The sequence below is a fragment of the Streptomyces sp. NPDC051219 genome (genome assembly GCF_040682335.1).
Classification (GTDB): domain Bacteria; phylum Actinomycetota; class Actinomycetes; order Streptomycetales; family Streptomycetaceae; genus Streptomyces.
Window position 1 is genome coordinate 24,822 of sequence record NZ_JBFBAS010000047.1, and the last position, 15,170, is coordinate 39,991.

Annotated in this window: 10 protein-coding genes; 6 read left to right on the forward strand and 4 right to left on the reverse strand. The window is 67.2% G+C overall.

The window, feature by feature from the left end; translation table 11 throughout:
• Window positions 1-183 precede the first annotated feature (183 nt).
• The 3 genes from AB0M62_RS31415 to ngcE are packed head-to-tail and all read right to left on the reverse strand — an operon-like array spanning window position 184 to window position 3,537.
• Window positions 184-1,113: a carbohydrate ABC transporter permease gene (locus AB0M62_RS31415; protein WP_366077742.1), complete on the reverse strand. Its 930-nt coding sequence runs from the start codon at window positions 1,111-1,113 to the stop codon at window positions 184-186.
• Complete coding sequence (locus AB0M62_RS31420) at window positions 1,113-2,036, reverse strand: sugar ABC transporter permease (RefSeq protein ID WP_366077743.1); 924 nt, start codon at window positions 2,034-2,036, stop codon at window positions 1,113-1,115. The genes AB0M62_RS31415 and AB0M62_RS31420 overlap by 1 nt, the downstream gene beginning before the upstream one ends.
• Window positions 2,037-2,088: 52 nt before the next feature.
• Window positions 2,089-3,537, reverse strand: coding sequence for an N-acetylglucosamine/diacetylchitobiose ABC transporter substrate-binding protein (gene ngcE, locus AB0M62_RS31425; protein ID WP_366077744.1), 1,449 nt, complete (start codon window positions 3,535-3,537; stop codon window positions 2,089-2,091).
• A 470-nt stretch (window positions 3,538-4,007) separates the two neighbouring features.
• Between ngcE and AB0M62_RS31430 the strand changes: the two genes are divergently transcribed.
• On the forward strand, window positions 4,008-7,850 hold the full coding sequence (locus tag AB0M62_RS31430; RefSeq protein ID WP_366077745.1) for a GH92 family glycosyl hydrolase: 3,843 nt from the start codon (window positions 4,008-4,010) through the stop codon (window positions 7,848-7,850).
• 107 nt (window positions 7,851-7,957) lie between these two features.
• On the opposite strand, the gene acnA is transcribed toward AB0M62_RS31430, so the two are convergent.
• Window positions 7,958-10,675, reverse strand: coding sequence for an aconitate hydratase AcnA (gene acnA / locus AB0M62_RS31435; protein ID WP_366077746.1), 2,718 nt, complete (start codon window positions 10,673-10,675; stop codon window positions 7,958-7,960).
• Between the two features lie 276 nt (window positions 10,676-10,951).
• Between acnA and AB0M62_RS31440 the strand changes: the two genes are divergently transcribed.
• The 5 genes from AB0M62_RS31440 (at window position 10,952) to AB0M62_RS31460 (ending at window position 14,899) form a co-directional block, all read left to right on the forward strand.
• A complete protein-coding gene (locus AB0M62_RS31440; RefSeq protein WP_366077747.1) occupies window positions 10,952-11,317 on the forward strand; it encodes a VOC family protein in 366 nt (121 codons plus the stop codon).
• Window positions 11,318-11,434: 117 nt separating this feature from the next.
• Window positions 11,435-12,964, forward strand: a complete 1,530-nt coding sequence (locus tag AB0M62_RS31445; protein WP_366077748.1) for a UDP-N-acetylglucosamine 1-carboxyvinyltransferase — start codon at window positions 11,435-11,437, stop codon at window positions 12,962-12,964.
• A 208-nt stretch (window positions 12,965-13,172) separates the two neighbouring features.
• A complete protein-coding gene (locus AB0M62_RS31450) occupies window positions 13,173-13,298 on the forward strand; it encodes a hypothetical protein (protein ID WP_366077749.1) in 126 nt (41 codons plus the stop codon).
• Window positions 13,299-13,491: 193 nt separating this feature from the next.
• Complete coding sequence (locus AB0M62_RS31455) at window positions 13,492-13,980, forward strand: hypothetical protein (protein ID WP_366077751.1); 489 nt, start codon at window positions 13,492-13,494, stop codon at window positions 13,978-13,980.
• A 64-nt stretch (window positions 13,981-14,044) separates the two neighbouring features.
• Window positions 14,045-14,899, forward strand: coding sequence for an alpha/beta hydrolase (locus AB0M62_RS31460; protein WP_366077752.1), 855 nt, complete (start codon window positions 14,045-14,047; stop codon window positions 14,897-14,899).
• The last annotated feature ends 271 nt before the right edge of the window (window positions 14,900-15,170 follow it).

The window sequence follows — 15,170 nt, forward strand, 5'->3', positions numbered from 1 at the left end:
CGGCACGACCACCGCCCCCGGCCGGGGCCGCCCCTATGAGACCCCGACGTATCTCCAACTTGTGAACTCTAAGCAGAGCTTTCACCTCGCCTCCCGTCAAGACCTTGAGTGGGTCGGAACGGACGAACCGCCCGTCGGCCGGTGGCCGGGCGGGCGGTTCTCGGCGTACCGAATGCGGCGGTTCTACTTAAGCGCCCCCGCCGTAAGACCGGCGACCACCTGGCGCTGGAAGATGATGTACGCCGCGAGGACCGGCAGCATCGCCATGACCAGACCGGCGAAGAGCCCGGACCAGTCGCCCTTGTACCCCTGGCTGACGGCGAGCTCGACCAGGCCCTGAGAGAGCACCTTCTTCTCCGGGTCGGTGTTGAGCACGGTCGGCAGCATGTACTGGTTCCACTGCCCCAGGAAGTTGAAGATCGCGACGCTGATCAGGCCCGGCTTCGCCATCGGCAGCATGACCTGGAAGAAGGTCCTGGTGTGCGAGGCCCCGTCGATCAGAGCAGCCTCTGCCACCGAGGTCGGCAGCGTACGGAAGAAGGCGGTCAGGAAGAAGACCGTGAACGGCAGCGAGTAGGCGATGTAGACCAGGATCAGGCCGTGCAGCGTGTTGAGCAGGGCGACGTTGTTCAGTACGAAGAACAGCGGCACCAGCGCCAGCATGATCGGGAAGCTCATGCCGCCGATGAAGAGGAAGTAGATGAAGCGGTTGCCGGGAAACTCGAAGCGGGCCAGGACGTACGCCGCCATCGAGCCGAACAGCAGCGTGCCGACCAGCGAACCGCCCACCACGATGACGGTGTTGAGGAAGTAGTCGCTCATGTGGGCCTGGGTCCAGGCCCGCGACCAGTTCTCGAAGTGCAGCGAGTCCGGCAGGGACCACGGCGAGGTGAAGATGTCCGCGTCGGTCTTGAAGGACGTCATCACCGCCCAGAGCAGGGGCAGCACCACCATGACCGCCCAGATGACGAGCACGCCGTGCGAGAACACATTGAGGACCGTGCCCTCGCGGCCCCTGGTCCTGACGGCCGGCGGGGCGGGCACCTTCACCACGGGCGGCCGGTCCTCGGCGACGCCGGCCGGGCCGGCGGGAGGGGTGTCAGTGGTTTTCATCAGAACTCCAGCCGCTCGCGCCGGCCGAGCCGCATCACGATGGCCGCGAAGGCCAGGGTGACCACGAGCAGGGCGACGCCGATCGTTGTCGCGTATGCCGCCTGGCCGTCACGGAACGCCGTCTGGTAGACGTACAGCGTGAGGACCGTGGTGGAGTAGTCGGGTCCGCCGGGACCCACGGTCATGATCTGGACGACCGCGAAGGACTCCGCGCCCAGCGCCAGGATGCCCATGTACACCCAGCCCGACTGCACGGTGTCCCACAGCAGCGGCAGGGTGATCCGGAAGAAGGTGGTGAAGCGGCTCGCGCCGTCCAGCAGCGCCGCTTCGTAGAAGTCCCGGGGGATGGAGGCCATGCCCGCGGAGAAGAGCACGACGAAAAAGCCGACCGTGCTCCAGACCAGGACCGCCATCACACACCACAAGGCGAGGTCGGGCTCCCCGAGCCAGCCCGGCTGGAGGCTGTCCAGACCCACGGCCCGCAACGCTCCGTTGATCGCGCCGTCCTTGGGGTTGTACGCGAACTGGAACAGCAGCGCCACGATCGCGATCGACAGCACCTGCGGGAAGAAGTACGCGATCTTGTAGAAGGACGAGCCGCGTACGCCGGCGATGGCGGCGCCCTTCCGGCGCCGCCCGCCGACATTGAGCATGAAGGCGAAGAACAGCGCGAGGCCCAGCGTCACCAGCGGCAGCAGCAGCGCGAACCACAGGCTGTGCTGCAACGACTTCCAGAAGATGTCGTCGTCCAGCATCCGGCTGTAGTTGTCGAAGCCCACCATCTTGAAGTCCGGGCTCAGGCCGGTCCAGTCCGTGAACGAGTAGTAGATGGACTGGATGAACGGCCAGATGACGAAGATGGCGTACAACGCCAGTGGCATCGCCAGGAACCCCACGATGAACCGGTACTTGCCGTGTTGCATGGTTACCGACCCCGATCTTCCGACGGGCGCTGCCGCCGCTGGTGACGCCTGCTCACTGGTGCTTGTAGTGCTTGATCGACTGGTCCTTCGCAGCCGCGTCGGCAAAGCCCTGGATCTTCTTGATGGTCTCCGCGGGGGTCGCGCGGCCGGCCATCATCTCGCCGAGTCCGGCGACGCCGATCTGCTCCTTCTGCAACTTCACGTACCAGTCCTGGAGACGCGGGTTCACCACGTTGTCGCCGGCCTTCTTCAGCGCGTCGACCCCGGACTGCAGGGCTGTGGACAGCGACAGGCCGTCGGTGCCGCCGTTGAACGCGGTCAGCGACTTGACCTGCTGGGTGAAGCTCTTGGACGAAGCCTCGCTGAGCATGATGCGCAGCTGCTCCATGCCGCCCTCGGGGTTCTTGGCCTTGGCCGGGACGACGAACGGCTCGCCGCCGGAGGCCCAGATGGTGCCGAACGGCAGCTTGTCGGACTTGTCGAGACCGGTCGGCGCGGCCACCATCATCTTGAAGTCGGCCGGCGTCGTCTTGGCCGCCTCGTTCTCCACCCAGGAGCCGTTCGGGATGAAGAGCGCCTCGCCCTTGGTCCAGGCCGTCTGGGACTGGATGTGGTCGATCCCGGGCGTCCCCTTGAGGATGTAGCCCTTCTTGTAGAGCTCGTAGTACGCCTCGAAGGCGGCCTTGACGGCCGGGTGCTCCCAGGCCTTGGGCTCCAGGTTGTCGATCGCGTCGAGGACCTCGCGGCCGCCGATCTTGGCGATGAACGGGTACAGGGAGAACGGCAGGTAGTACGGGTGCTTGCCCGCGTACGTCCAGCCTGCGATGCCCTTCTTCTTCGCCTTCTCGCAGACCGCGAGCATTTCGTCCCAGGTCTCCGGGTACGTGGCGTCGAGCTTCTCCAGCGCGGTCTGCGAGTACCAGACGCCGTACACGGTGTAGGCGTAGTACAGGATCCAGACCGGCTCGCCGTCGAACTGACCCATTTCGACGATGCCCGGGCGCAGGGTGTCGCGCACCTTCTTGTTCGGGTCGTCGATGGAGGGGGCGTCCAGCAACGGGGTCAGGTCGGCGAGCTGTTTCTTGCCGACCAGGACACCCATGTCCATCTGCTGGGCACCGGAGTTGTCGATCAGGTCCGGCGGGGTGCCGCCGTTGAAGCGGGGCTGCAGCTCCGACTGGATCTTCTGGGTCGCCCGGTGCTTGACCTTGGGTGCCTTCGGGAACGCCGCCTCGTACTTCTTCTCCGCGTCGAGGGCGTACTGCTGGCCGAAGCCGCCGTCGAAGATGACGACCTCGAGCTGCGCCGTCTCATTGACACCGAGCGGATTCTTGGCGGTCTTCTTGCCCTTTTCGACCTTTTCGTCGCTGCCACTGTCGCTGCTGGCGCACGCGGAAAGGAAGCTCATCGTCGGCACGGTGATCAGGCCGAGCGCAGCGGAACGCTTGATCAGATCGCGACGGCCGAGGCCCTCATTGTTGTGGGCGGAGGTGGATCCCATGCTCAAGTCCTCGCCTTCTTCAGGACTCAGGCGGTGTACCGGTCGCCCGTACTTCGCCTCTGGCGAAGGGCCCCGCCACCGCGGTCAGTTGAAGCTGGGTCGTGCAGGGTGTGAGGGAAGAACCAGGGTTGGACGGCAGTTGATGCGATGAAATTCCTGCCGCCGTTCCTCGCCGTCCCCCCGCGTCCGCCGCCGCTTTCCCGTGGCTGTGCAGACGCCGACAGGTATAGTCCACTTCTCGCCGAGGGGGCAAGATCGAAAGCACGTTTACGCGGCAGTCTTTCCCGAGTTGAGACCTGCCGGATGAGTGTGCCGGCCACGGGTCTGCGGGTACGGCCTCATGCCTCCACACGGGCATGGTCCCGGGCATTCACCCCCAACGCCCTTGACACCACCCCGCACTTGCCTCCCTACTGGTCCCTGCGCCTCAGGCTGACAACGTTGTCGTACAGGGGAAGGACAGACTCGGGATGCAAAGCCCACCCCGGCCGGGACAAGGCCGCGCGGCCGCCCTCGTGGCCACCGCAATCGCTCTCGTCGTGACAGCTCAGGGAGCCGCCGTCGCCCAGCCCTCCCAGCCCACCCGCCCGGACCGGGAGTTCACCTCCTCCTTCGAAACGGATGAAGCGCAGCCGAATTGGCGCAATACCGTAGAAACGGGACGTGAGGGAGTAAAGCGAGCGTCGGGAATCGACGGCGGCTACAGCAGCGGTATACCGGGAAATGTCACCGACAAGGTCACGGACGTGCGGGCGAGCGCCGAGAACGAGGGTGGTGGGGAGGTCAAGGAGAACCTCGTCGACCTGTCGTCGAGCACCAAGTGGCTTGCCTTCGAGGCCACCGCGTGGCTCGAGTTCGACCTGGACGAACCGGTCAAGGTCGTGACATACGCACTGACCTCCGCGAACGACGCCGCGCCGCGCGACCCCAGGGACTGGATCCTGAAGGGCTCCGCCGACGGCAAGGAGTGGAAGGCCCTGGACTCCCGCGAGGGCCAGGCGTTCGAGAACCGCTTCCAGACCAGGTCCTTCGACATCGCGGACACCGCCAACTCCCCGGCGTACCGCCACTACCGCCTGGAGATCAGCCGCAACAACGGCGCCTCCGGCATCACCCAGCTGGCGGACATCCAGTTCTCGAACGGCGACACCAGCATCCCGGTCCCGGAGGACATGCGCAGCCAGCCCGACCGAGGGCCCAGCGGGTCCCCCACCGCCAAGGCCAACGCCGGCTTCACCGGCAAGCGCGCGTTGCGTTACGCCGGCACGCACAAGCCGGACGGCCGCGCGTACTCGTACAACAAGGTCTTCGACGTCAACACGGCCGTCACACGTGACACTGCACTGTCGTACCGCGTCTTTCCCGCCATGCCGGAAACCGACCTCAACTATCCCGCCACCAACGTGGCGGTCGACCTCGCCTTCACCGACGGCACCTACCTCAGTGATCTGGGGGCCCTCGACCAGCACGGCGCCCGGCTGAGCCCGCAGGGCCAGGGCGCCTCCAAGACGCTGTACGTGAACCAGTGGAACCACAAGGAGTCCCGGATCGGCTCGGTCGCGGCCGCCAAGACGGTCGACCGGATCCTCGTCGCCTACGACTCCCCCCGGGGGGCCGCGAAGTTCCAGGGGTGGATCGACGACATCAGCATCGCTCCGAAGGCTCCGGAGAAGCGGCTGGCGCATCTGTCCGACTACGCCCTGACCAACCGCGGCACCAACTCCAGTGGCGGCTTCTCCCGCGGCAACAACTTCCCGGCCACCGCGGTCCCGCACGGGTTCAACTTCTGGACCCCGGTGACCAACGCCGCGTCCACCAGCTGGCTGTACGACTACGCCCGCGGCAACAACTCCGACAACCTTCCGACGCTGCAGGCCTTCAGCGCCAGCCACGAGCCAAGTCCCTGGATGGGCGACCGGCAGACGTTCCAGCTGATGCCCTCGGCAGTGGCGGGCACCCCGGACGCGGCCCGCAAGGCCCGCGCACTTCCCTTCCGCCACACGAAGGAGACGGCGAAACCGCACTACTACGGGGTGACGTTCGAGAACGGCCTCAAGGCCGAGATGACCCCGACCGACCACGCGGCCATGATGCGGTTCACCTACCCCGGTGACGACGCGAGCATCGTCTTCGACAACGTCTCCAACGACGGCGGCCTCACCCTCGACCCGGAGAACTCCGCCGTCACCGGCTTCTCCGACGTCAAGAGCGGCCTGTCCACCGGCGCCACCCGTCTGTTCGTGTACGGCGTCTTCGACGCACCGGTCACCGGGAGCGGAAAGCTGAGCGGGGGCGGGGGCGACGACGTCACCGGCTATCTGCGCTTCGCGCCCGGCGAGGACCGCAGTGTCACATTGCGCATTGCAACGTCACTCATCAGCCTCGACCAGGCGAAGAAGAACCTCGCCGACGAGATCCCGGCCGGTACCCGCTTCGAACGGGTCCGAGACCGTGCCCAGGACGCCTGGGACGCCATTCTCGGCCGCGTCGAGGTCGAGGGCGCGAGCCGCGACCAGCTGACCACCCTCTACTCCAGTCTGTACCGGCTGTACCTGTATCCCAACTCCGGCTTCGAGAACACCGGTACGAAGGCGAAGCCCAGGCACCAGTACGCCAGCCCCTTCTCCCCGCAGACCGGCCCGGACACCCCGACCCACACCGGCGCGAAGATCGTCGACGGGAAGGTGTACGTCAACAACGGCTTCTGGGACACCTACCGGACGACCTGGCCCGCCTACTCCTTCCTCACCCCCAAGAAGGCCGGAGAACTGGTCGACGGCTTCGTCCAGCAGTACAAGGACGGCGGCTGGATCTCCCGCTGGTCCTCCCCCGGCTACGCCGACCTGATGACCGGCACCAGCTCGGACGTCGCCTTCGCCGACGCGTACGTCAAGGGCGTCGACTTCGACGCGGAGGCGGCGTACGAGGCGGCGCTGAAGAACGCCACCGTGGTCCCGCCCAGTTCGGGCGTCGGCCGTAAGGGCATGGACACCTCCCCCTTCCTCGGCTACGCATCCACCAGGACCCACGAGGGCCTGTCCTGGTCGCTGGAGGGTTACCTCAACGACTACGGGCTCGCCAAGATGGGCCAGGCGCTCTACACGAAGACTGAGAACGCCCGGTACAAGGAGGAGTCGGAGTACTTCCTGAACCGCGCTCTGGGCTACGTCAGCCTCTTCGACTCCAAGGCCGGCTTCTTCCAGGGCAAGGATCCGAAGGGCGACTGGCGGGTTCCGTCGGACACCTACGACCCGCGCATCTGGGGCTACGACTACACCGAGACCAACGGCTGGGGTTACGCCTTCACCGCCCCCCAGGACTCGCGCGGGCTGGCCAACCTCTACGGCGGGCGTTCCGGCCTCGGCAAGAAGCTGGACACGTACTTCGCCACCCCCGAGACGGCCTCCCCCGAGTTCGTCGGCTCGTACGGCAGCGTCATCCACGAGATGACCGAGGCGCGTGACGTACGGATGGGCATGTACGGGCACAGCAACCAGGTCGCCCACCACGCCACATACATGTACAACGCGGCCTCACAGCCCTGGAAGACGCAGGAGAAGGTCCGCGAGGTGCTGTCCCGCCTCTACACCGGCAGCGAGATCGGCCAGGGCTACCACGGCGACGAGGACAACGGCGAGCAGTCCGCCTGGTACCTGTTCAGCGCCCTCGGCTTCTACCCACTGGTGATGGGCAGCGGCGAGTACGCAGTCGGCTCCCCGCTCTTCACCAAGGCCACCGTCCGGCTGGACAGCGGCCGCAAGCTGGTGGTGCGGGCACCGGAGAACAGCGCGAAGAACATCTACGTGCAGGGTCTGAAGGTCAACGGCAAGGCGTGGAAGTCCACGGCGCTCCCGCACGACCTGCTGGCCCGTGGCGGCACGCTGGACTTCGCGATGGGCGACAAGCCGTCCTCGTGGGGCACGGGTCCCAAGGCGGCGCCCGTCTCCGTCACCGACGACGACAAGGTGCCCGCGCCGAAGGGTGACGTGATCAGCGGCGACGGCCCGCTGTTCGACAACTCGTCCGGTACGGAAGCGGCGTTCGAGTCGGCCGGGCTGCCGGTGACGGCGGCCGCCCGTGCGGTGCAGTACACCCTGACCTCGTCGGCCCGGGCGAAGGCTCCGGCCGGCTGGGTGCTGCAGGGTTCGCACGACGGGGAGAAATGGACCGACCTGGACAAGCGCTCGGGCGAGTCCTTCGCCTGGGACAGGCAGACCCGGGTCTTCACGGTCGCCCGCCCCGGGTCGTACGAGAAGTACCGGCTGGTGCCCGACGGTTCCGCGACGCTCGCCGAGATCGAGCTGATCTCCTAGAGCGCGCCGGAGACGACGGACGGGCCGTACTCCCTGCTAGGGAGTACGGCCCGTCCGTCGTGCCTGGGCCACCGAGGCGGCCCGGGCAGGTGGGCTGCGCCGCGTGATCAGCCGCGGATCAGGTTCCGCAGCACGTACTGCATGATGCCGCCGTTGCGGTAGTAGTCCGCCTCACCCGGGGTGTCGATGCGGACGACCGCGTCGAACTCCACACCGGTATCGGTGGTCACCTTGACCGTGCGCGGGGTGGTGCCGTTGTTCAGCTCGGTCACGCCGGTGAAGGAGAAGGTCTCCTCGCCGGTCAGACCGAGGGACTGCGCCGAGGCGCCCTCCGGGAACTGCAGCGGCAGTACGCCCATGCCGATCAGGTTCGAGCGGTGGATGCGCTCGTACGACTCGGCGATGACGGCCTTGACGCCGAGCAGCGCGGTGCCCTTGGCGGCCCAGTCACGGGACGAGCCCGAGCCGTACTCCTTGCCCGCCAGGATGACCAGCGGGATGCCGGCGGCCTGGTAGTTCTGCGAGGCGTCGTAGATGAAGGAGACCGGGGCGCCGTCGACGGTGAAGTCGCGGGTGAAGCCGCCCTCGGTGCCCGGCGCGATCTGGTTGCGCAGGCGGATGTTGGCGAAGGTGCCGCGGATCATCACCTCGTGGTTGCCACGGCGGGAACCGTACGAGTTGAAGTCGCGACGCTCGACGCCGTGCTCCGTGAGGTACTTGCCGGCCGGGGTGTCGGCCTTGATCGCACCGGCGGGGGAGATGTGGTCGGTGGTGACCGAGTCGCCCAGCTTGGCCAGCACGCGTGCGCCCGTGATGTCCTCGACCGGGGTCGTCTCCATCGTCATGCCCTCGAAGTACGGGGGCTTGCGCACGTAGGTGGACTGCGGGTCCCACTCGAAGGTGTTGCCGGTCGGGATCGGCAGCGCCTGCCACTGCGCGTCGCCCGCGAAGACGTCCTGGTAGGACTTGGTGAACATGTCCTCGCCGATGGCGTTGGCCACGACGTCGTTGATCTCGGCCTCGGAGGGCCAGATGTCGGTGAGGTAGACCGGGTTGCCCTCGGTGTCGATGCCGAGCGCGTCGCGGGTGATGTCCACCTTCATGGAGCCCGCGATGGCGTACGCGACGACCAGCGGCGGGGAGGCCAGGTAGTTCATCTTTACGTCGGGGTTGATCCGGCCCTCGAAGTTACGGTTGCCGGAGAGCACCGAGGTCACGGCCAGGTCGTGATCGTTGACGGCCTTGGAGACCTCGTCCGGCAGCGGGCCGGAGTTGCCGATGCAGGTGGTGCAGCCGTAGCCGACCAGGTTGAAGCCGACCTTGTCGAGGTACGGGGTGAGGCCCGCCTTGTCGAAGTAGTCGGTGACCACCTTGGAGCCCGGTGCCAGTGTGGTCTTGACCCACGGCTTGCGGGTCAGACCCTTCTCGACCGCCTTCTTGGCCACCAGCGCGGCGGCGACCATCACGTACGGGTTCGACGTGTTGGTGCAGGAGGTGATCGCGGCGACGGTTACGGCGCCGTGGTCGATCTCGTACGTCGAGCCGTCAGGGGCGGTGACGAGGGTCGGGCGGCTCGGCGCACCGTTGGGGCGGAGCGCAGGAGCGTCGGAGGCCGGGAAGGACTCCTTGCCCGCCTCGTCCACCTCGTCCACGTAGTTGCGGACGTCCTGCGAGAACTGCTGGGCCGCGTTGGCGAGGACGATGCGGTCCTGCGGACGCTTCGGGCCGGCGATCGACGGGACGACCGTCGACAGGTCCAGCTCCAGCTTCTCGGAGAAGTCCGGCTCGGCGGCCGGGTCGAGCCAGAGTCCCTGCTCCTTGGCGTACGCCTCGACCAGCGCGACCTGCTGCTCGGAGCGGCCGGTGAGCTTGAGGTAGTTGATCGTCTCGCCGTCGATCGGGAAGATCGCGGCGGTGGAGCCGAACTCCGGCGACATGTTGCCGATGGTGGCGCGGTTGGCGAGAGAGGTGGCGGCTACGCCCTCACCGTAGAACTCGACGAACTTGCCGACGACGCCGTGCTTGCGCAGCATCTCGGTGATGGTGAGCACGAGGTCCGTGGCGGTGGTACCCGGCTTCAGCTCACCGGTCAGCTTGAAGCCGACGACGCGCGGGATGAGCATCGAGACCGGCTGGCCGAGCATCGCGGCCTCGGCCTCGATGCCGCCCACGCCCCAGCCCAGCACGCCGAGGCCGTTGACCATCGTGGTGTGGGAGTCGGTGCCGACGAGAGTGTCGGGGTACGCCTGGCCGTTACGGACCATGACCGTACGGGCCAGGTGCTCGATGTTGACCTGATGGACGATGCCGGTGCCCGGCGGGACGACCTTGAACTCGTCGAAGGCGGTCTGGCCCCAGCGCAGGAACTGGTAGCGCTCCTTGTTGCGGCCGTACTCCAGCTCGACGTTCTGGGCGAAGGCCTCGTTCGTGCCGAACTTGTCGGCGATGACCGAGTGGTCGATGACCAGCTCGGCCGGGGCCAGCGGGTTGATCTTCGCCGGGTCGCCGCCGAGCTCCTTCACGGCCTCACGCATGGTGGCAAGGTCCACGACACAGGGCACGCCGGTGAAGTCCTGCATGATCACGCGGGCCGGCGTGAACTGGATCTCCTGGCTCGGCTGCGCCTGGGAGTCCCAGCCGCCGAGCGCCCGGATGTGGTCGGCGGTGATGTTCGCGCCGTCCTCTGTGCGGAGCAGGTTCTCCAGCAGCACCTTCAGGCTGTAAGGGAGGCGCGCGGAGCCCTCGACCTTGTCCAGCTTGAAGATCTCGTACGACTCGTCGCCCACGCGCAGCGTGCTGCGGGCGTCGAAGCTGTTCGCCGACACGACAGTCTCCTTCATCAATGTGCGCGTACTACGTCATCCTGCCGCCACGACCCCTGCCCGATCCGCTAAGGTACGGCTCAGTTAGGTAACCCTTACCGGGACGGCTGCGGTACGCCTTCGGTAGATATCTCGATGTCGAGATAACTCTAGTACATGACCGCCTCGCGGTCATGCCCGCATGCCCGCCGCCGCTTTCCCCGCCACCGGAGGGCCATGCTTGACCCCGGACGGCGCACACCGATTGCCCCGGTGTGCAGTACGGCCGAGCATCGGGTCATGTTCAGCGGAGCGCACGTCATCCTCTACAGCACCGACGCGGACGCCGACCGTACCTTCCTCAAGGACACTCTCGGCTTCGCGCACGTCGACGCCGACGACGGCTGGCTGATCTTCAAGCTGCCGCCCGCGGAGGTCGCCGTACACCCCACGGAAGGACCGCCGCAGCACGAGCTCTATCTCATGTGCGACGACATCGAGCAGGTCCTCGCGCAACTTTCGGCCCGGGGCACTGAAATCGCACAGCCCCTCAGCGACCAGGGCTGGGGGCGGCTCGCCACGGTGCGGCTGCCGAGCGGCGCCGAGCTGCCCCTGTACGAGCCGCGGCACCCGGTGGCGCACAGCCTGCCCGCGCCGCCCGCCTGAACGGGACCGCACCTGACGGGCCGTCGGAACGCACCCGTCCGCCTCCAGGGGCCGGCCGGTCGACCGTTCAGCCCACCCCGGCGCAGCCCCATCTCATATCTGAGATAGCGTTCCTCCATGGCAGACGACTACCTCGTACGCATCGGCAAGCTCATCCGTGACGCCCGTCAGCATCGCGGCTGGACACAGAGTCAACTCGCCGATGCGCTCGGCACAAGCCAGAGCGCTGTGAACCGCATCGAGCGCGGCAACCAGAACATCAGCCTTGAGATGATCGCCCGAATCGGTGAAGCGCTGGACAGCGAGATCGTCTCCCTGGGCTATGCCGGACCGATGCACCTGCGCGTGGTCGGAAGGCGCCGACTGTCCGGTGCCATCGACGTCAAGACGAGCAAGAATGCGTGCGTCGCGCTGCTCTGCGGCTCTCTGCTCAACAAGGGCCGTACGGTGCTGCGGCGCGTCGCCCGTATCGAGGAGGTCTACCGGCTTCTCGAGGTGCTGGGCTCCATCGGCGTGCGCACCCGGTGGATCAACGACGGGACCGACCTGGAGATCGTCCCGTCGGCCGAGCTCAACATGGAGGCCATCGACGCGGACGCCGCGCGCCGGACCCGGAGCATCATCATGTTCCTCGGCCCGCTGCTCCATCGGATGGACCAGTTCAAGCTGCCGTACGCGGGTGGCTGCGACCTGGGCACCCGCACGATCGAACCGCACATGATCGCGCTGCGCCGCTTCGGCCTGGACATCACGGCGACCGAGGGGCTGTACCACGCGCGGGTGGAGAGCGCCGTCGCCCCGGACCGTCCCATCGTGCTGACCGAGCGCGGCGACACGGTGACCGAGAACGCGCTGCTGGCCGCCGCCCGGCACGACGGCGTGACCGTCATCCGCAACGCCTCCTCCAACTACATGGTCCAGGACCTGTGCTTCTTCCTGGAGGCCCTGGGTGTACGGGTCGACGGCGTCGGCACCACCACGCTCACCGTGCACGGCGTCGCGAACATCGACGTAGACGTCGACTACTCCCCCTCCGAGGACCCGGTCGAGGCGATGAGCCTGCTGGCGGCAGCCGTTGTCACCGAGTCCGAACTCACCATTCGCCGTGTCCCGATCGAGTTCCTGGAGATCGAGCTCGCGGTCCTGGAGGAGATGGGGCTCGACCACGACCGCTCGGCCGAGTACGCGGCCGACAACGGCCACACCCGGCTGGTGGACCTCACGGTCCGGCCCTCCAAACTGGAGGCGCCGATCGACAAGATCCACCCGATGCCGTTCCCGGGCCTGAACATCGACAACGTGCCGTTCTTCGCCGCCATCGCGGCGGTCGCGCAGGGCAAGACCCTGATCCACGACTGGGTCTACGACAACCGCGCGATCTATCTCACCGACCTCAACCGGCTCGGCGGCCGCCTGCAACTTCTGGACCCGCACCGGGTCCTGGTGGAGGGACCGACCCGCTGGCGCGCGGCAGAGATGATGTGCCCGCCGGCGCTGCGGCCGGCGGTGGTCGTCCTGCTGGCGATGATGGCGGCCGAGGGCACGTCCGTGCTGCGCAACGTCTATGTCATCAACCGCGGTTACGAGGAACTGGCGGAACGCCTGAACTCGGTGGGCGCACAGATCGAGATCTTCCGCGACATCTGACGCATCCCCGGGCCAGGAGGCATTCTCTGCGCCCTGGGCCGCCTGTGGGCCGTCGGTCGTGTCACCTTCCTTGTGGAAGACACGGCCGGCGGCCTTTCGCGTGAGCGGCCGGCCGGCCGCTGCCGCCACTCTTCCGAGCGGCCGCGGCATGGGCGCGACAGCCCAGTGCCCTGCTGCGCCTGTGACCCGACGCAGAGTGAGGGGGCGGATGGAGTACATCAGTCTCGACGCACAGGTCGGCGAACCGACCGGAGTACTCGACCCCGCTCGCTACCTGGAGCAGCTGCCTCCCGAAGTAGCCTTCCGGCGGCGTGCTGACGATCACCTGTCGTGACCTCAGTCTCAAGAGTGGCCGTACCGCAGATGTTGCTCAAATCGGATTCAACCGCAGTGCTGCGGCGGAAGACTCCCACCCGTAGGACGTCCAATGGAGCCGCTCCAAACCGGTTTACCTGAAGCGACCCTGAGCAGCCAGGGGCGCGGCTGTCGACCGGGACTGGGTATCTTCGCCGACCACGGGAGGGCTGATGGCTCAAGGAGCGCAGGAGTTGCAGCGCGAGGTCATTGATCTGCGCATGAAAGAGTACGAGACGCTGCGCAACGAGGTCACGCAGAGGATCAACGCCAGACAGCAGATGGCAGGTTACGCAGCCGCCATCACTGCAATCACCGCTACGTGGGGCGGCGACCTGGGACCGTGGAGGTTCCTCGTCGTGGCGATGGTGCTTCTGGCGGCGGTTGGATACCTCCGGGACAGCAACAAGGGGATCCAGCGTATCGGTCTCCACCTCCAGGAATTGGAAACAGATATCAACGGCCTGGCTCAGGAGCTTTACGGCCGGCCCGTACTCTCCTGGGAGACCCGCCGGCAAGGGCAACGGGACCGGGAGAAATGGGTCTGGAGGATCACGGGCATTGTCGGAGGCTGGCACCTGCGCAAGCCGAGCAAGGAACTGCCCTCACCCCGCGCAAGTACCGAGAACGCAAGCGCCAATCGAACAACGGGTCAGGATTGACTGCTGTTTGCGTCGACATCCGGACTGCTTTCGAGCAGCAGTAACGGTCCTATGATGTCGCCCCATGAGCCAGCTGCTGACCCTTGAGAAGCCGTCCGACGCGCGGACTCGTCTTCTGCGTACCTCTCGTGGCGCATTCACTGTGCTGGACGTGCAGCCATCCGGCCCGACTCCCTACCGGGGAGTCGCCCTCCTCGTACCCGGCTTCATGGGCAGTAAAGAGGATTTCCTGCCCATGATGCCGGGCCTGCGCCGAGGCGGATACCGCGTCCTGGCCATCGATGGCCGGGGACAGCATGAAACCGGCCGGGCCTCCTCAAGCCCCTCGTACGGCAAGGCCGACGTCGCCCGCGACCTCGTGGCAGTCGTCCGGCAGGTCGGCGCTGGCCCGGTTCACCTCCTCGGGCATTCCTACGGCGGACTCGTCGCCCGGGCGGCAGTGCTCGAGACGGACGGTGACCGATCGTTGTGGGCATCTGTCACACTGATGAACTTTGGTCCGGGGCCGGTTTCCACGGAACAGCAGGAGCGGTTGCGACTGCTGCTTTCGAGTCTCGATTCCATGACCATGGCGCAAATCTGGCCGTTCATCGAGAACCGGGAAGCCGATATCACACCGGCCGTGCGGGATTTCATGCATCGGCGATGGCTCGGGAACATCCCCGAACACCTGGCTGCGGCGGCAGAGCAGATGCTGAACGAACCCGACCTCACTGCATGCCTGGCCGGCATCGAGATCGAAAAGGCCGTCATTTCTGGCTCACCTGACGCAACCTGGCCTCCGGAATGGGTTGAGGAGATGTCACGTCGCCTCGACGCCCGGCTCATCCGGCTGCCTGGCGGCGGGCACTCCCCCAATGTGCACCGGCCGGATGAAGCCGCTGCGGGGCTGATCGATTTCTGGGACCGGAGTAGTTGAGCCGGGCCGTGGGCGTCCGGCTTGGTACAGGTCGCCGCTCGTTCGTCTCCCAGATGATCAGGTCTCCAGCATGCCCCCGCCCTGGAGGCGTGGGGGGGGGGGGGCCGGGGGGCGGGGGGCGCCGCCGCCGGGGGGGGGGCGGCCCGCCCCCCCCCCCGGCCCGGCGCGGGCCCCCCGCCCGGGCGGGGGGGGGGGCGGCCGCCGGGCGCGCGGGGGGGGGCACAGCGCCACAACGGCGGAGAGCCGCGCGGGGAGGAAGGCGGCGCCGGGC